The organism is Rhodobacter sp. 24-YEA-8 (genome assembly GCF_900105075.1).
Taxonomy (GTDB): domain Bacteria; phylum Pseudomonadota; class Alphaproteobacteria; order Rhodobacterales; family Rhodobacteraceae; genus Pseudogemmobacter.
In genome coordinates, this window is record NZ_FNSK01000003.1 from 1 (window position 1) to 18,339 (window position 18,339).

Consider the following 18,339-nt stretch of genomic DNA (forward strand, 5'->3'; position numbering starts at 1 on the left):
GAAGCAAAATTCAGCAATGAGCCGGTTTCCGGCCCGGCGCAGAGCTTCTCGGTCGGAACCGTCGCGCTGGTCGATCAGGCGGCCAAAGCCGCAGGCGCCGCCTTCCAGGCCTATGCCGGCACCTCGCGCGAGACCCGCGCCGCCTTCCTTGAAAAGATCGCCGAAGAAATCGAGTCAAGGGCGGAGGCGATCACCGAAATCGGCAGCCGTGAAACCGGCCTGCCTGCCGCCCGACTTGAAGGCGAACGCGGCCGGACAGTCGGGCAATTGCTGCTTTTCGCGGCGCATATCCGCTCTGGCGAGCATCTGGACCTGCGCTATGACGCCGCCCAACCGGATCGCAAACCGGCACCGCGCCCCGAGATCCGCCTTGTTCAGCGCCCGGTCGGCCCGGTCGCGGTCTTCGGTGCCTCAAACTTCCCGCTCGCCTTTTCGACCGCAGGCGGCGACACCGCAGCGGCGCTGGCCGCCGGTTGTCCGGTCGTCGTGAAAGGCCATTCGGCCCATCCGGGCACGGCCGAAATCATCGCCGAAGCCATCCTGTCGGCGATCACGGCCTGCGGCCTCAATCCCGGGATTTTCAACCTGATCCAGGGCGGACGCCGCGATGTCGGCTCGACCCTGGTGCAGCATCCGCAGATCAAGGCGGTCGGCTTCACCGGATCGCTTGCCGGCGGACGCGCCCTTTTCGACCTTTGCGCGCAGCGCCCGGATCCGATCCCCTTCTTCGGTGAGCTTGGCTCGGTCAACCCGATGTTCATTCTGCCTGCCGCAGCCTCGACCCGCGCCGCAGAGATCGGCACCGGCTGGGCCGGCTCTCTGACCATGGGGGCCGGCCAGTTCTGCACCAATCCCGGCATCGCGATTGTGATCGATGGCGCGGCGGCGGACGTCCTGACCGCGGCAGCGGTTGCCGCTTTGGCCAAAGCCGAACCGCAGGCGATGCTGACCACTGGCATTGCCGATGCCTGCCGCTCCGGCATCCGCCATTTCCACGACCACCCCTCTGTCCGCATCCTGCATGAGGACATCCGTGAGGGCCGCGAGGCCGGCGCCTGCCTCTATGAAGTCAGTGGAGCTGATTTCCTCGCCGATCACAGCCTCTCGGAAGAGGTGTTCGGCCCGGTCGGTCTGGTGGTGCGCGTCGGCTCGACCGAAGAGATGCTTCAGCTTGCCGAATGCTTCGAGGGCCAGCTGACCGCAACGCTGCATATGGACGTCCCTGACGGCGAAACCGTCAGAGCCCTGCTGCCGGTGCTGGAACGCAAGGCGGGGCGGATCCTCGCCAATGGCTTCCCCACAGGCGTCGAGGTTGTGGGCGCCATGGTCCATGGCGGCCCCTGGCCCGCCTCGACGAATTTCGGCGCAACTTCGGTCGGAACCATGGCGATCCGCCGCTTCCTGCGACCGCTTTCGCTGCAGAATATCCCGGAGGCGCTAACAGCCTATATGGCTTAGCATTTCTGTGGTTTCCGTACATTGTGCAAGGCCTTTGCTCTTGGGACAGGTGACCGAGTTAGGTCATCCTTGAGACATGAACAAAACGCATCGAAGGCCCGCCGTCAGAGTAGCGCTATAAGCTCGCGGCGGGTCAGGCAGGCCAAAGGCATCCCGCGGAGTCTGGTGAAAGACCAGGGTGAGCCATCATTGGACGAGGCCCCGGCCAGCCAGAGCTACAAGGCCCCTGTTTTCATCCTGTGTCGCCCGCCTTTTGCACCCCAAACGGACCTTTTCCCCGGCGATTGCGCAATCCTTTCAATGCCTCGCGTATGGTGGAAGCGAAGGAACTGGGAGCAATCAACGCTATCCCAGTGCGCTTTCGGGTGAACCCAAATACCGTCAGCCTGGCCGCGCCTGGCTCGAAGTCACGGGCGAGGCTCCAGGATCTGGCATCGATCGAGGCGAAATCTGCGCTTCCTGTGATCACAGCCCGCACCGACTGGCGATGACTGCCTGTGGCGATTAGCCTCGCCTCATCTGCAAGCGCACGGCCCTGCTGCGCGAGATCATCGCGCAGCGCCATGATGCCCGAAAGCGAGTCTTCGGAATTAAACGCCATGACCAGATCGGCAAAACTGCGGGCGCGCGCATCGCGCATACGGGCGGCATTTTCGGGGCGGCAAATCAGGGCGCTGGAATAGGCCGCGCCGCTGCAGCCGTCGATACCGTCGTAATCCAGCTGACCCACACGTTCGCGCCCCGGGAAGGAATTGTGGTCCAGCACCCCATGGCAGATCTCGGCAAGCAGCAGCGCCGGATGGTGCCAGACCGCCGTGAAATCCAGATCATCGGGGGCAAGCTGCGCCGGATCAGGGGCCAGCAACCGCCCCCCGGGGCCCCGGATCCCGCCTGGCACAGGTGGCAAATCGCGGTTGCGACGGACAAGCCGGGCCGGGGCCGCAAGACCAGCGGCATGCAAAACGGGCCGGATGTCAGCCCAGGCCGCGTCATTCGCCGCCTGGGCCTCGGGCCAGTCATACATGCCGAAAGAAACCACAAGGCTCATGGCGCGTCCCCTTTCCCGTCTTGGTTTCGACGCCAGCGCGGATGCGGAACCGGCTCTTTCACTTTCCAAGCGAAGCGCCGCAGGATGCTGAAATAGCTGGGAAATACATAGCCCCCATTCAGCCGCGCCCAGTCGCCGCGCGCCGCGCGATAGGTGGCGGGCAGCCGATACCAGGGCACACGCGGCAATTTGTGATGCACAAAATGCAGGTTGTTGTAAAGAAACAGCGGCGCCAGAACCGAGCGCTCGACGATGATCGTGCGGCCGTTCGGATCTTCGGCCCATTGATGTTCGCAATAGGTGCGGATCGCCAGTAGACCCAGCCCGATCCAGCCCGGGACCAGCACATAAAGCCAGGCCGGGATCCCCATACCAAACTGGATGAAGGCCAGCACCGGCACGAGACCTGCAAGATGATGCGCCCAGGCGTTGCGGATCCTGGAATCCCCCGCCGCGATGCGGCGCATCTCGGCCAGGGTAAAGCCTGTCACCGCAAACCAGGGCCCGATCACCACCCGCCCGATCAGCGTATTATTCGCGATCCGCGCCGCCCGCAGGAGGCGCGGCATCCCGAGCCAGTCGAACAGGGCGATGTAATAGCTTTCGGGATCATCATGCGGGTCGGTCAGGCGCTCATCATTATGATGCTGCAAATGGGTCAGCTTATAGCTGCGATAGGGGTAAAAGATCCCGATCGGCAGCCAGACCAGCGCCTCGTTGAGCCGCGCATTTCGGGTTGGGTGGCCATGCAGCACCTCATGCTGCAAAGAAGAATGCAGCGCGACAGTGACCCCGATGACAATCAGCGCCAGCCAGGGCGCCAGCGGATAAAGCCAGAACCCGGCCCAGAGCCAGAGCCCGTAGCACAAGGTCAGCAAGCCCCATGTCGGCCATTCGAACGGCGGCGGCACCCGGCTTGCGCGCGGCAGATCAGGCAATGTGGTCATGAGGCCTCTCAGTCATCGAATGCGCCAAGCCCCTCGGCGATCAGGTTGCTGGAGATCACCAGCGACACAATCGCCAAGGCGGGGAAAGTCGCCACCCACCAGATGCCCGCCGTCAGCAGCCCATAGGAGTCGGCCACCGCAAGCCCCCAGTCGGTCGAGGGAGGTTGCAGCCCGAGGCCCAGAAAGCTCAGCGTCGAAATGGTGAAAAACGCATAGCCAAGGCGCGTCATCGCCTCGATCAGCACGACCTGGCGGATATTGGGCAAGATCTCGCGAAACATCACACCAAAGGCGGATTCACCGCAGATCCGCGCTGAAATGGCATAGTCTTTGGCCGCCTCGACCCGGACGGCGGCGCGAATGGTGCGCGCGACAAGGGGTGTGTAGATCACCGTGATCACCAGCGTCACCGTCAGCGGCGAGCCGCCCAGCGTTGTCAGAACCAGCATAGCCGTCACGATCAGCGGCATGGCCAGCAATGTATCAAGGATCCGGCTGAACACCGCATCGGCCCAGCCCCCGAGATAGCCAAGCACCAGCCCGAGGATCACTCCAAGCGCCACTCCGGCCAGGGTTGCGGGCGGCGCGGTGGTCAGGATCGGGCGCGCGCCGGTCAACACGCGCGAGAACACATCGCGGCCCAGCATATCGGTGCCGAACCAGAACTCAGCCGAGGGAGGCTCCATCGTGCGCAGGATATTGTCGGCATAGGCATCCTGCGGTGCGATCACCCCGGCAAAGAATGCGCAGAACAGCCAGAAGGCAAGGATCACGAGGCCGATGATCAAAGGGGCGCGCGAGGCGCGGGAGCGTGTCATCCGCCTGGCCTTTCGCGCTGCCGCGGATCGAGGATCAGTTGCAAGAGATCCCCAAGCAATGTGACCACGGCGTAAATCACGACCATAGCCAGCACGCCCGCCTGCAACGTCGGATAATCACGGCCCTTTGCCGCCTGCGCCACCAATGCGCCCAGCCCCTGGATGTTGAAAAGCGCCTCGATCACCACGATCCCGCCGAGAAGGTTCGAGATCTGCGTTGCCAGAACCGCAACCGCCGGGGCCAGCGCATTGGGCAGGATATGGCGCAAAAGCACGATGCGGAACGGCAGGCCCTTCAGGATCGCAGCGCGGGTGAAATCGGCCTCACTGGCGCGGATTACGCCGGCGCGCACGATGCGGGCGATATAGCCAAGCAGGTTGATCACCAGGGGCAGTGCAGGCAGGATCAGGTGGCGCAGTGTCTCGGCCGCGCCCGCGCCGTCGGGCGGGCCCGAGACCGGCAGCCAGCCCAGCCAGAGGCTGAACAGGATCACCAGAAGCAGCGCAGTGACGAAATCCGGCACCGTTGCAAGCGAGATGCCGGTCAGAAGGATCACCCGGTCAATCAGCTTTCCCTTTCGGAGCCCCGCCCATATTCCTGCCGCCATGGCCAGCGGAACCAGCAGCCCAACCACCACCAGCGCCAGCTGCGCCGATTGTGCCATCGCCGCCCAAAGCATCGGCGCCACCGGCTGGCCATGCGAAAGCGAGACGCCGAGGGATCCCTCGAACAGCCCGCCGAACCAGCGCAGATATTGCAGATGCGCCGGCTGATCGGTGCCCAGCCTTGCATTCAGTGCCGCCACCGCCTCGGGCGCGGCAAACGGCCCGAGCACCGCCCGACCGATATCGCCGGGCAAAAGCTGGCAGGCCGCGAAAACCAGCAGGCTCGCGAGAAACAGGGTCACAAGGGTCGTGGTCAGCCTGCGCAGCAGGAACGTCCGAAGCAGCATTTACCGAAAAAACCAGCGTTGGGGGGGCCGAGGCCCCCCGTTCCGTCAGGCCACCCATGCGCGCGCGAGCAGCAGATGCGAGATCGCCGTGAAGCGCACCCCCTCCACACGGCGGCTGGAGAAGCGGATGAACTTGTTGAAATAGGTGATGATCGCCGGGGTTTCCTCCAGCAGCAGGCGCTGGATTTTACCCGCCGCCTCACGCTGTGCCGCAAGGTCGCGCGCTTTCGCATAATCGACCAGCAGCGCGTCATATTCGGCGCTTTTGAACTGTGCCGAATTCCACGCCCCGTCACTGCGCAGGGTTGCGTTCAGGATGAGATCCGGCGTGCCACGATGGCCATAATCGGTGATACCGAGCGTCGAATCCAGCCAGGGCGATTCCCCGAACACCGCCTTGCCGTAATAGGCATCCTGCGGGATCAGGTTCAACTCGATCTCGATCCCCGCCTCTTTCAGCTGGTTTTGCAGCAAGACGGAATATTCCGGGATCGAATAGGCGCGTTCAGTGGTCAGTGTCACCTTGAACCCATTGGGGACCCCCGCCTCACCCAAAAGCCGCTTTGCCTCGGTCAGATCGCGATTCCTTTGCGGCACGCCGGGGTCGCTGGAGGCATAGATCGGCGCGAAGATGGAATCGTTGCCCTTGATCGCGCGGCCTTTGTAAAGCCCGTCCACCACCGCATCACGATCGATGGCCAGGGCAAAGGCCCGGCGGATGCGGGCGTCTTTGAATTCAGCACTGTCGGTGCGCAGGTGGATGGTATCATTGCGAGTGCTGTCAACCGCCAGCACCCTGAGCGTCGGATCCTGCTCGACGGTCGAAGTCAGGCTGTTGACCTCGGGGATAACATCAACCTCGCCTGATTTCAGCGCGAGAAACTGCGCCTGCTGGTCATCGTAAAAGCGGATCTCTACCCGGTCAGGCAGCGCTTTTTCGCCCCAGTAATCTTCATTGCGGACAAAGCTGATGCCCCGCTGCGGCTGATAGCTGTCAAAGCGGAACGGGCCGGTGCCGATGAAGCTTTGCTCGTAATCGCCGGCATGATCAGCGGGCAGGATGATGGTCGCCACCACGCTGGAAGAAACGTAATAGGGGAAATTCGCATTGGGCACATCGGGGCGGAACACCACCGTCAGCGGATCTTTCGCCGAGGTCGCCCCTTTGGACAGGAGCCCCCGGAAGGCCGACAGCGCCGAAGAGCCGTTATCCGGATCTGCCAGCCGCTCGAAGGTCGCGACAACATCGGCCGAGGTCACCTCGCGCCCGTCATGGAATTTCACGCCGGGGCGCAAATTGAAGACCCATTCAGAAAGATCTTCATTGGCCTCCCAGGACAAAGCAAGCTGCGGGACGAGGCCGTTTTCCGGGTCATCCAGGATAAGATACTCACCAACCTGGCTCAGCACCCCGATCGAAGAACTGTCGGTCAGCAGCACCGGATTGAACGCCGCCGTCGGCTGGCCAAGGCCCACGCGAATGGTGCCGCCGGGCTTGCCCTCGGCCAGCGCCGGGACCGTGCTGCCGAGCAGGCCAGTCACGCCAAGCGCCGACCCGATCCCGAGCGCGCCCGCGTATTTCAGCAGGTTGCGGCGGTCGAGATAGCCCTTGGCATGTTCATCCAGCGCGACATTCCACAGATCGGCGCGGGTATCGCGACCGAATGCGTCACGCAGGCGCGCGATCAGTGGGGCAGTGAGGCGGGTATTGCGGGTCATTGTGGTTACCTTTGTGAAGCGGGTCAGCGCGCAGTGGCGCGAAAACGGTTTTCGGCAGGGGCGAGACCAAGGCGGTCGCGGAAGGTGCCCGGCCCATACTCGGTTTGAAACAGGCCGCGGCGTTGCAGTTCGGGCACGACCAGCCGGGTGAAATCGCTCCAGTCGCCGGGCAGATGCGGGAACATCAGATTGAACCCGTCCACCGCGCCCGAGGTGAACCAGGCCTCGATTTCATCGGCGATCTGGCCGGGGGTGCCACCGACAAAGTGCATCTCGCCACCGGCGGACATAAGCCGTGCGATCTCGATCACGCTCAGGCCCTTTTGTGCATGGTGGCGCACCCGTTCCAATGTGGTCTGGACGCCCTTGTACCCCTCGGCGGCGGGCAATTCGGGCAATGGACCATCGGGATCGACACCGTTCAGATCCAGCCCCGACCAGGTGGACAGAAGATCAATCGACAGCCTGTCGGGCTGCAGGGCCTGCAGCGCCGCGAATTTCTCACGCGCCTCGTCCTGGCTGGCGGCAACCACCGGCTGAATGCCATGGAGGATCTTCAGGCTTTCAGGCCTGCGGCCCCGCGCGGACAGTCTTGCGTCCATATCGGCGCGATATGCCAGGCCCTCTTCGATGGTGCGCAGCGAGACGAATTGCACATCCACATGTTCCGCCACGAAATTCTTGCCATCCTCAGAGGATCCGGCCTGAAATACCGGCAAATGGCCCTGCGGCGGGCGCGGCACGTTAAGCGGCCCGCGCACCCGGAAGAACTCGCCCTCGTGGCGCAGCTCATGCACCTTTGCGGGGGCGGCGATCTCGCCGCTTTCATGGTCGAACAGCAGGGCATCATCTTCCCAGCTGTCCCACAGATCGCGCAGAACCCGCACGAATTCATCGGCGCGGCGATAGCGGTCGGCATGGCGGAAAACATCCGCATGGCCGTAATTCTGCGCTTCGCTCGCCATGGCCGAAGTCACGACATTGATCGCCGCCCGTCCGCCGCTGATATGATCCCAGGAGGCGAACTGGCGCGCAAGATTATAGGGCTCGGAATAAGAGGAAGAGGCCGTCGAAACGAGGCCGATTTCCTGCGTCAGCGCCGAAAGCGCGCTCAGCAGGGTGATCGGCTCCAGCCGGGTATTGGCATAATGGCGAAGCGAGGATTTCGCCTCGGTCCAGACCGCTAGGTGATCGGCCACAAAGATGAAATCCAGCTTCGCCGCCTCGGCCTCACGCGCGAGACGGGCGTAGTAATCCAGCCCATAGACCTCGGCTGTTGGCGCATCAGCATGGCGCCAGGAAATCCGGTGATTGCCCTGCGGATTGTAGAAAAAGCCAGCGAGGAGAAGTCTTCGGGACAAGATCACAGCTTTCGATTGAGTATTTTCTCAGTCCAGGTTTTAATCACGACTGAACTTGTAGTCTATTCTCTGTCGAGGCAGGAAAAGGGAAAGCGATGCGTGTGTCCGTGCTGGAAAGGGAAATTCCTTCTGCTTCGGGGGAATCATTTGCCGCCCGGGGCCGGACCGCGCCGGGGTCGGACATGGCGTCAGGTACGGGCCAGGATATGGGGCCAGTGCTGGAGGTGTGCGGGCTTTCGGTCAGCTATCCGACAGTGTCCGGACCTGTCGCGGCGCTGAAAGACATCTCGTTCAGCCTCGCCGCCGGAGAGACGCTGGCGCTGGTCGGGGAATCGGGCAGTGGCAAAAGCACGGCTGCGCTGGCGGTGCTGGACTACCTGCCCAATGGTGCGCGGCGCGAGGCGCGGGGCATGCACCTGATGGGGCAGGATCTGATGGCGCTGCGCCCGGCCACGCTCAGGGCGTTGCGGGGCAGGCGGATCACGGCGGTCAGCCAGCATCCCGGCACGTCCCTGAACCCCGCAATGACCATTGGTGCGCAGCTGACTGAGGTTTCGCGCCATGTGCTGGGTCTCTCCCGCGCCGCCTCGCATGCGCGCGCTCTGGCGCTGCTGGGAGAGGTGCAGATCCAGAACCCCGGCCGGGTGGCAGGGCTCTATCCGCATCAGCTTTCGGGGGGCATGCAACAGCGGGTGGCCATCGCCATCGCACTGGCACCAGAGCCTGACCTGATCGTGCTCGACGAGCCGACCACCGCGCTGGATGTCACGGTGCAGCGCCAGATCCTTGAGCTCCTGGCCGATCTGCAACAGCGGCGCGGTACCGCCTATCTGCTGATCAGCCACGATATTCACCTCGTCAGCGGCTTTGCTGACCGGATCGCGGTGATGCGCGGCGGCGAGATCCTTGAAACCGGCAGCGTCCGGCACCTGACCGAAACCCCCGCGCATGACTATACCCGCCATCTTCTGGCCAGCGCGCTGGCCCCGGTTTCAGTCAGGGAGACGGCTGCGGTTTCCTCCCCCGCCCTTTTGCGCGTGAGCGGCCTTGGGCACCGTTTCCGCAACGCCAGCACTTCCGTATTGCAAGAGATCAGCTTTGACATCGCACCAGGGCGCTGCCTGGGGCTGATCGGCGAATCCGGCTCGGGAAAGTCAACGATCGGCAAGCTGATCTGCGGCATCCATGATCTGCAACACGGCCGGATCGAGATGGCGGGCAGCGATCTTCCCGCAGCGGGGGCAGCCCGCAGCCTCGCACAGCGCAACCTTGTGCGCATGGTCTTCCAGTCCCCCGATGCGACGCTGAACCCCGCGCATCGGGTCGGTGACATCCTGAAACGGGCGTCGTACCTTGCCGGAGCACCCGACCCCGGAGCGCGGATGCGGGCGCTGTTCGATCTGGTCCGGCTGCCGCCTGAGCTGGCATCGCGCTACCCGGCGGGGCTTTCGGGCGGGCAGAAGCAGCGGGTGGCAATTGCCCGCGCCTTCGCCTCCTCGCCAAAGCTTGTCGTATTGGACGAGCCGACCTCGGCGCTGGATGCGACGGTGCAAAAAGAAGTGCTCTCCCTGTTGCAAGAATTGCAGCGCCGTGAACAGGTGGCCTTCCTGCTGATCACCCATGATCTGAGCATCCTGCCCGGCATGGCCGATGACCTGGTCGTTCTCAAAGACGGCAAGATCGTTGAAAAGGGTCCGCAAAACCAGGTGCTGAACGCACCGCGCGAGCCCTATACGCGCGCACTGATCGAAGCTGGCAGGTCGATTTACTGATGACACACCACTGCACATTCAAACTCGCTCAGAACATCATGCGGCAAAAGCAACCGCTTCGCCAACGACTTGCATGGCCAAACCCGCTGTCGGTAGCAAATAGCGCCATCGAAACGCCTGCAAGCTCGCAAAGGGCGGAGAGCCGCCTGACGGCGGTGCGGCATGGCAGACGCAGGGAACTTTGAGAAAGCAGACACTCATGCGCGGCGCAGCAATCACCGTGCCCGCGATCCGTGTCGGGCGGCAAGCGGCCTGAAGGTGGTGCGGCAGAGCAGTAGCAGCAGGCCGAGAAAGCGATAGCTCAACCAGCGCGCGGAGATGCAAGCGTGTGCCGGGCCTAAAAGATCGCTGAAGGGGTCAGCACTCGACCTGCACGCAACCCAGGTTATAAAGATGGGCGGGGCGGGCTCGGCTAGTGAACCGCTATTCAGCTATGTCAATCCTGACGCCCGCATCCTCTCATGCCACTAGGCAAGGCACATCCGACGGATGGCGAGGCGGGAAGCCTCCCTCAGGAAGGTCCGCAATACGTTCGCATGGCGCCAGCCGATCTTCTGGGCGGAGCTTTCATGGATAGCAGCGTACCGATGGTCTGGCACCTTGCATCGTGATTTTGGCACGCATCGCAACCTAGTGGCCCCCAAGTAATCATTGCGAGAAGGAGCCATTTCGTCCTAAATGGCTCAACTTCGTTTCAGCGGGGCTTGAAGATGAAGACGATGTCGGCGCGAGAAGCAAAGAACGGGTTTGGCCTTCTAATCGACACCGCGCGTGCGGAGCCGGTGCTGATTGAAAAACACGGACGTGGCGTTGTGGTGGTCATCTCGTTGGAGCAGTTTGAAAAGCTCTCTTTGAGGGCTGGTGGCGGAGGTTTTGCGCCGTCGAATAGCATCGACGCCAAGGGTGGCACCCACTAGGGCCCCGGGCCGTCTTTGCGGAAGCGTAGCACGTAGAATGAATGAAATGGAATTAGAAGTGGACGTGAAAGCGGGACGCTCAGGGATCAAGGATAACCGCAGCAGGGGGGCTGTTCGGGACTTCATCATTGAACGCGCAGTTCCGGCTAGTCGACTGTCTGTTGTTTCTGCCTATTTCACGACCTTCGCCTATGATCGTCTACGCGAAACGCTTGATAGCGTTGGACACATGCGTTTCTTGTTTGGTGAGCCTAGGTTCTTGAAAGACGCCGACAATGCAGATCTTATTCCTCCAGCTTTTTCGTTCGATGAGTCCGGACTACGCTTGAACGAACAAATCCGCCAGCGATCGGCCGCTCTACGATGCGCCCGTTGGATCAAAGATCGCGTCGAAATACGGTCGGTAAAACGCTCGGGTTTGCTGCATGGTAAGCTCATTCATGTTGACGATGGTCGACGTCCGCATGCGCTGCTTGGTAGTTCAAACTTCACGATCAACGGGCTTGGGCTGGGTGACTCGCCAAACATCGAACTCAACTTGATTGTCGACAGTGATCGTGACCGAGAGGATCTCCTCGCTTGGTTTGACGAGCTATGGAACGACACCGTACTTACCGAAGACGTGCGAGAGGAAGTACTTCGCGCCCTCCAGGCCAGCTACGCTCACGCGACTCCAGAGTTTGTATACTTCAAGACTCTGCTCCACGTTTTCGGCGACTACATTAGCGACCAGGCGGCTGAAGACGCACTGATTCAGCAAACTGCGTTCGAGCAAACTGCAATTTGGCGCAACTTGTTCGACTTCCAGCGCGATGGTTTGCGCGCGGTGCTCGGAAAAATCGAAAAGCATGGCGGGTGTATCCTTGCTGACAGCGTGGGCTTAGGCAAGACGTTCACCGCGCTGGCGGTCATCAAGTGGTTCGAGAAGCGCAACAAGAACGTGCTTGTGCTTTGCCCAAAAAAACTTCGTGAGAACTGGACTGACTACCTCGCAGTCAATAACAGCGAGATGAACCCGCTTCGGGAAGACAGATTCGGCTATACTGTTCTGTCTCATACCGATCTTTCGCGTGAGAAGGGCAAGGTCGGTGATATTGATCTCTCGCGTATCGAATGGGGCAACTACGATCTGGTCGTCATTGACGAATCTCACAACTTCCGAAGCGCAGCCCGGAACAAGACGGTCGGTGGGCGACGCAGCCGATATGAACGGCTGATGGACGAGGTGGTTAAGGCAGGGATCTCGACAAAGGTTCTTCTGCTATCGGCTACCCCTGTGAACAACGATCTTAGTGATCTCAAAGCCCAACTCGACCTGATCTCCGCCGACAAAATCGACGGATTCAAAGAACTCGGCGTCCCGAACCTTGGCGCGCTGATCGGTGGCGCAAGACGTCGCTTTGCCGACTGGGCGAAGAGCGGCAGCCGAGATGCCGGAGAACTGCTAAACAAACTGCCACCAGCTCTGTTCGGCCTGCTCGACGGCGTGACCATTGCGCGTTCGCGAAAGCACGTCGAACGCCACTACGCTGGGTCCATGGAAAAGATTGGTGGGTTTCCAAGGCGCACGGCACCGGAATCTATTTTCGCCAACATTGATATTCTGGGCGGCTTTCCGGCCTTTGAGGAGGTGGATTCCGCAATCAGTAAACTGGAGCTTGCACTCTACGGTCCACTGACATTCGTGCTGCCCGAGTTTCGCTCCTTCTATGATAAGGGGGGGAATTTTGACCAGGCCAATCGCGAAAAGTACCTAATTGCGATGATGAAGGTCGGTTTCCTGAAGCGGCTGGAAAGCTCAGTAAGCTCATTCCGTCTGACTATGGATCGAATGATCGCTCGCATTGATCAGCGGCTCAGGGATATTGAGGTCTTCGATACGACCGCAGCCTTTGACACGCCCGTCCCTGACGAGACTGAACTGGACGATGAATTGGAAGAAGCTTTCGAGGTCGGCGGCGCTTTGAAGTACAAGCTTTCGCACATTGATCGATCGGCGTGGAAGTCGGCGCTAACACGTGATCGTGACCGCATTATCGCGCTGACCACAGAGGCGCGAAATGTGTCGCCAGATCGCGACGCGAAGTTGTCACGGCTCAAGGAAATCATTCGGACTAAGGCGCATGAGCCCACGATAAACCAAGATGGTGAAAGAAACCGAAAGATCATCCTCTTCACCGCGTTCACTGATACAGCCCGCTATCTGTATGAGGAATTACTCCCCGTCGCCCGCGAATGCGGGCTACACGCAGCCTTGGTGACGGGCGATGAATGTAAGGCGACCTTCGGTCGAGCACGATTTCAGGATGCGTTAGTTAATTTTGCACCGCGTGCCAAACGCCGTTCCGCGATGCGCGGTGCCGAGGCCAACGGTGAAATTGATTTGCTGATCGCAACTGATTGCATTTCCGAAGGCCAGAATCTCCAGGATGCTGATCTGCTGGTGAATGTGGACATTCACTGGAATCCAGTCCGCCTCATCCAACGCTTTGGACGGATCGACCGTATTGGTAGTCGCAACACCACGATACAGATGGTCAACTTTTGGCCGACCGAGGACTTGAACAAATACTTGCACCTCAAAGATCGCGTTGAGTCCCGCATGGCATTGGTTGATCTCTCGGCCACGGGCGACGACGATTTGCTCAACGCTCGCACCGGTGCCGATTTCGACGCGCGCTGGCGCGACGATCAACTCTTGCGACTGAAAGACGAGGTCTTTGACCTAGAGGAAACCGGAGGCGGCGTGACGCTGTCCGATTTCGCACTCGACGATTTTCGCGCAGACCTTCTCGGTTTTGCTCGCACTAACGAGCAGGTATTACGCGATGCGCCGCTCGGACTACACGCGGTCGTTCCGAACGTATTCGAGGGAGGTTCCCTGGAGCCGGGCGTCATCTTCTGTCTTCGTCGCCGTCCACCTGATCCGAACCCGGAACAGGCGAAAATCAACCCTCTTGATCCCCACTATCTGGTCTATGTGAAGGACGACGGGACGGTTCGTTTAGGCTTTGGTCAACCCAAGCCAATCTTGGACGCCTTTCGTGCGCTGTGCTTGGGTCGAGGGGAGCCGTTCGAGGCGCTCTGCAATGCTTTTGACGACGAGACAGACCACGGTGAGAAGATGGATCGTTACGATGAGTTGATACGTGCTGCGGTTACTTCGATCGGAGAGACTTCAGCTGCCCGTACCTTGACTGCACTGACAGGCTCTCGCGGAGCCCGTGTGCCTGACGGAATTGCACAGGCGCGGGTCAGCCTGGACTACGATCTCATTACTTGGCTCATCATCAGGCCGACTTGAGGGAAGAATGAGTCACTCAGCAGAACGTCTCTCTCAGATCCGAGACGCAGTTTCAGGGCTAGCCGACGTCGATCTCGCTGGAGCAGGTCGGCAACTGCTTGATGTCATGGGCTACCGCAGCCCGAAGACATTGGACGCGCCGAGCGCACCTGCTCATTTTCTCGACGCACTCGGCTTGGATGCAACGCGTATCGACACGCATCGATGGCGCGCGGTGCACTTTCTTTTTCAGCTCACCGGTGATGAATTTCCGGCTCTTTCGCGAGGCGCGGATCCTGAAACCGGAGAGAGTTTCCAGCGCGGAGCCATCGACTCATTTGTTTTTATCGCGATCGATCTGAATGATGGAAACTGGTCGCGCAGGCAGCTTGTGGCGATCGTACGGGAGCTTAATCGTGGGTTCGCCATGCCTGCGATCGTATTGTTGCGCCACAACAGGCGTGCGACGCTGACCGTCATCGACCGCAGAGCTAACCGGCGCGATCCCTCGCGTGACGTCGTCGGCGGGCGGATCAGTCTGGTCAAGGACATCAGCCTTGCCCGACCTCATCGGGCTCATGTGGAAATCCTAGCCGACCTGTCATTCCCTGCACTCGCCCGGCGCAAGGCTCCCTCGGATTTCCGCGCGCTCTACGACCTCTGGCTAGAGGCGCTCTCGGCGACCGAACTCAACAAGCGTTTCTACGAGGAATTGGCCAACTGGTTCGCTTGGGCGAGCACGAGCGCGCCGGTCGCCTTCCCGAAGGGACAGGGCAATGGTGAGGGTGCTAAGGAAATCGCGCTGATCCGCCTGCTCACGCGCCTCATGTTCGTCTGGTTCATCAAGGAAAAGGGTCTGGTTCCCGAGGCGCTTTTCGATGGGCCCGTGCTCGCGAAGCTCCTGAAGGAGCCGCCTGCGGCATCTCCCGGAGGCCACGGCTACTATCCTGCCGTCCTCCAGAACCTGTTCTTTGCCACTCTCAACACCGAAATGTCTGATCGGCGCTGGCGGCACGATGAGGGTGGGCAGTCGAAGGACTATCTAGGCCACCACGTCTATCGTCACGCGGCACTGTTCGCCGATCCTAACTGTGCGTTGGAAGCCTTCGCCGATGTGCCGTTCCTCAACGGCGGCCTCTTCGAATGCCTAGACACTGAGATTGCCAGTGATGATCCGCGCGCCGGGAATGGCGAGCGGGAACGCGGGCGGCTGATCCTCCGCATCGATGGCTTTTCCGACCAGACCGACAAGCAGCCGCGACTGCCGAACGCCCTCTTCTTCGGCGGCGCGAAAGGGATCGATCTTTCTGGCTGGTTCGAGAAGGCCAAGGCGCCGCGCGATGTCCCGGGCCTGATCGACCTTTTCGAGCGCTACAAGTTCACCGTCGAAGAAAATACGCCTTTGGAGGAGGAGGCTGCACTCGATCCCGAACTGCTGGGCAAGGTGTTCGAGAACCTACTCGCTTCCTACAACGAAGATACCGCGACAACCGCGCGAAGTAAGTCGGGGAGTTTTTACACCCCGCGAGAGGTGGTCGATTTCATGGTGGACGAGGCGCTCGTCGCCTGGCTTTTGCCGAATCTCCCGAGTGAACTTGACCTGAACGGCGGCAAACCGCGCCAGCGGGGGTTCGATCTTGCCACTGCCCCAAGTGAACTGGATCTGGAAAGCCCTCCCTCTGCGCAATCCGCAGCGACTGGGGGCAAAGATGAGCAGCGTCTGCGCCACCTTCTCAGCTTTGCAAGTCGTGAGCACGAATTCAGCCCGGCCCAGGTGGATGCACTGATCGCCGCCATCGAAAGCTGCAAGGCCATCGACCCAGCCGTTGGATCGGGTGCCTTCCCTCTCGGTCTGCTGCAAAAGCTGGTGCACATGCTCGACGTGCTGGATCCGGGCGGGCAGAAGTGGCGGGCACGCAACCGGCTCTACTATGAGCGGCGACTCGCAGACGCCGACGCTATCCCAGCCGTCAATGAACGCGCGGCCGAGTTCGAGAAGGCCGAGGAGGCGCTGGCAGAGTTCGATGCCAAGTTCGAAAGCGGTCATGAAAAGGACTACACCCGCAAGCTGTTCCTGATCGAACGATGCCTGCATGGCGTGGACATTCAGCCGATCGCCGTGCAGATTGCCAAGCTGCGCTGCTTCATCAGCCTTGCAGTCGAACAGAAAGAAGACCCCACGCGCCCCAATCGGGGGATCACACCGCTGCCCAACCTTGAAGCTAAGTTTGTCGCCGCCAATACACTGACGCCGCTACATCGCAGCGGTCAGACGGGGCTGGTCAGCCAAGATTTGCTCAAGAAACAGCGGGCGCTGCGCGAGGCCAACCGTGCCTTCTTTGCCGCCGCCAATGGTGCGGCCAAACGGCGGGAACAGCGCAGGATCAAGCAGCTGCGCGCAGAAATCGCCGAAGAGGTGACGCGCGACCATGCCTTTGTCAGCGAGGACGCACGGAAACTTGCGGCATGGGATCCCTTCGATCCCAACGCGTTCGCGCCCTTCTTTGACGGCGAATGGATGTTCGGGCTGGATGCTTCGGTCAACGAGGGCTGGTTCGACATCGCCTTCGCCAATCCGCCTTACATCCGGCAGGAAAAGATTGAGAGCTTCCGCGTGAACGACAAGCCGGTCATCGCAAAGGCCCAGCTCAAGGCGGACTACAAGACCTTCGTCGGCACGGCCGACATCTATGTATATTTCTATGAGCGGGCGCTGCGGTTGCTGAAACCATCCGGTGCGCTTGCCTTCATCACCTCGAACAAGTGGTATCGGGCCGGCTATGGCAAGGGTCTGCGCGAGTGGCTCAGTACCAACGCACGCATCCTGAAGATCATCGACTTCGGCGACGCCCCCGTTTTCGAGGCGATTGCCTATCCCACCATCCTTGTTGGCACACGCAAAACATCGCCTGGCAAGCCTGGACCGAGCGAGACCATCCAGTCGCTTAACTGGGTTCCAGTTGATGGGGAGGATCCGAATGATTCGGTCCGCCGTTTCCCCGAACGCTTCGCCGCCGAGGCTTTCGCAATGCCGCAGGCCGAGCTGTCGGCGGGCGGCTGGCATTTAGAGCCGCAAGCCGAGCGCAACTTGGTCGCGCGGCTATGCGCAGCGGGAACACCGCTGGGGGAGTGGTGCAAAGGGCGTTTCTACTATGGCATTAAGACCGGCCTAAACGACGCCTTCGTGATCGACGGCGCCAAGCGTGCAGAACTGATCGCCGCCGATCCAAAAAGCGAGGAGATCATCAAGCCCTTCTTGCGTGGGCGCGATGTAAAGCGCTGGAAAGCGGAACCGGCGGATAAGTGGCTAATCTTCACGCGACATGGCATCAACATCGACCACTTTTCGGCCATCAAGGCCCATTTGGAGATGTTTCGCACCCAACTCGAGCCGAAGCCACGCAATTGGAACGATAAGCGCGACGGCGCTTGGAAAGGGCGCAAATCCGGACCCTATAAGTGGTATGAGATACAGGACAGCATTTCGTATTGGCGAGAGTTCGAGACAACTAAGATCCTATACCCTGATATATTTGAGCGGCCCTCGTTCGTTTGGGATGAGGTCGGCTATTTTGCTGGAAATACGACGTATTTCATTCCTACTGAGGCGAAATGGCTCACCGTGTATCTGAATAGCTCAGTATTTCATTGGTTTTATAGTCGGATCTCAAACAGTATCAGGGGCGGCTATCTCCGAGCATTTTCCGATGTCATGAAGAAGGTCCCTGTGCCTAAAGTAGCTGAAAACAACATGGCCACCATGAATTTGATCGCTGACGCCCTTCACGCCATGCTTGAACAAAACATCCGCCTCGAAGCCCTGATCAACGCCTTTGTCTATGAACTTTTCTTCGCCGATGAACTGCACGCACAAAATCTGCACCCCTTTGCCGTCGCACGGGAGGCTGGGTTGATGAAACTGGAAGGGTTGAAAGGCGAAGCGCTTGCGCACGCCGCCAACAGCTGGTCTCGCTGCCTCGCCGACCCTGCGCACCCGCTTTATGCCACGCTCTTTGACCTGCAGTCGATCGACGCGGTTAGGATCATCGAGGGGCGTACCTGA

General features: G+C 60.7%; 11 protein-coding genes. 5 read left to right on the top strand and 6 right to left on the bottom strand.

Features of this window, described 5'->3' with window-relative positions:
- Positions 1 to 1,458 (top strand): aldehyde dehydrogenase (NADP(+)) (locus tag BLW25_RS19055; protein ID WP_143040565.1); only part of this gene is annotated, 1,458 nt, incomplete at its 5' end.
- Between the two features lie 232 nt (positions 1,459 to 1,690).
- Here BLW25_RS19055 and BLW25_RS19060 read toward each other — a convergent pair.
- The 6 genes from BLW25_RS19060 to BLW25_RS19085 are packed head-to-tail and all read right to left on the bottom strand — an operon-like array spanning position 1,691 to position 8,304.
- Positions 1,691 to 2,506: a PhnD/SsuA/transferrin family substrate-binding protein gene (locus BLW25_RS19060; protein ID WP_092903143.1), complete on the bottom strand. Its 816-nt coding sequence runs from the start codon at positions 2,504 to 2,506 to the stop codon at positions 1,691 to 1,693.
- The gene (locus tag BLW25_RS19065) at positions 2,503 to 3,453 is read right to left on the bottom strand and encodes a fatty acid desaturase (RefSeq protein WP_092903145.1); all 951 of its coding nucleotides are present in this window, start codon (positions 3,451 to 3,453) and stop codon (positions 2,503 to 2,505) included. Before BLW25_RS19065 ends, BLW25_RS19060 begins: the two co-directional genes overlap by 4 nt.
- Positions 3,454 to 3,461: 8 nt before the next feature.
- A complete protein-coding gene (locus BLW25_RS19070) occupies positions 3,462 to 4,271 on the bottom strand; it encodes an ABC transporter permease (RefSeq protein ID WP_092903147.1) in 810 nt (269 codons plus the stop codon).
- Entirely contained in the window at positions 4,268 to 5,224 is a 957-nt protein-coding gene (locus BLW25_RS19075; protein ID WP_092903149.1) for an ABC transporter permease, read from the bottom strand. Before BLW25_RS19075 ends, BLW25_RS19070 begins: the two co-directional genes overlap by 4 nt.
- Before the next feature lie 45 nt (positions 5,225 to 5,269).
- Positions 5,270 to 6,943, bottom strand: coding sequence for an ABC transporter substrate-binding protein (locus BLW25_RS19080; protein ID WP_092903150.1), 1,674 nt, complete (start codon positions 6,941 to 6,943; stop codon positions 5,270 to 5,272).
- Positions 6,944 to 6,966: 23 nt separating this feature from the next.
- On the bottom strand, positions 6,967 to 8,304 hold the full coding sequence (locus BLW25_RS19085; protein WP_092903551.1) for an LLM class flavin-dependent oxidoreductase: 1,338 nt from the start codon (positions 8,302 to 8,304) through the stop codon (positions 6,967 to 6,969).
- Between the two features lie 182 nt (positions 8,305 to 8,486).
- Between BLW25_RS19085 and nikE the strand changes: the two genes are divergently transcribed.
- The 4 genes from nikE to BLW25_RS19105 all read left to right on the top strand — a co-directional run bounded on the left by nikE (position 8,487) and on the right by BLW25_RS19105 (position 18,339).
- Positions 8,487 to 10,076, top strand: coding sequence for a nickel ABC transporter ATP-binding protein NikE (nikE, locus tag BLW25_RS19090; protein WP_171909652.1), 1,590 nt, complete (start codon positions 8,487 to 8,489; stop codon positions 10,074 to 10,076).
- Between the two features lie 710 nt (positions 10,077 to 10,786).
- A complete protein-coding gene (locus BLW25_RS19095; protein ID WP_092903154.1) occupies positions 10,787 to 10,993 on the top strand; it encodes a type II toxin-antitoxin system Phd/YefM family antitoxin in 207 nt (68 codons plus the stop codon).
- A gap of 37 nt (positions 10,994 to 11,030) precedes the next feature.
- Positions 11,031 to 14,297 (top strand): helicase-related protein, encoded by a 3,267-nt coding sequence (locus BLW25_RS19100; protein ID WP_216279430.1) that lies wholly within the window; start codon positions 11,031 to 11,033, stop codon positions 14,295 to 14,297.
- 7 nt (positions 14,298 to 14,304) lie between these two features.
- On the top strand, positions 14,305 to 18,339 hold the full coding sequence (locus BLW25_RS19105) for an Eco57I restriction-modification methylase domain-containing protein (RefSeq protein WP_092903156.1): 4,035 nt from the start codon (positions 14,305 to 14,307) through the stop codon (positions 18,337 to 18,339).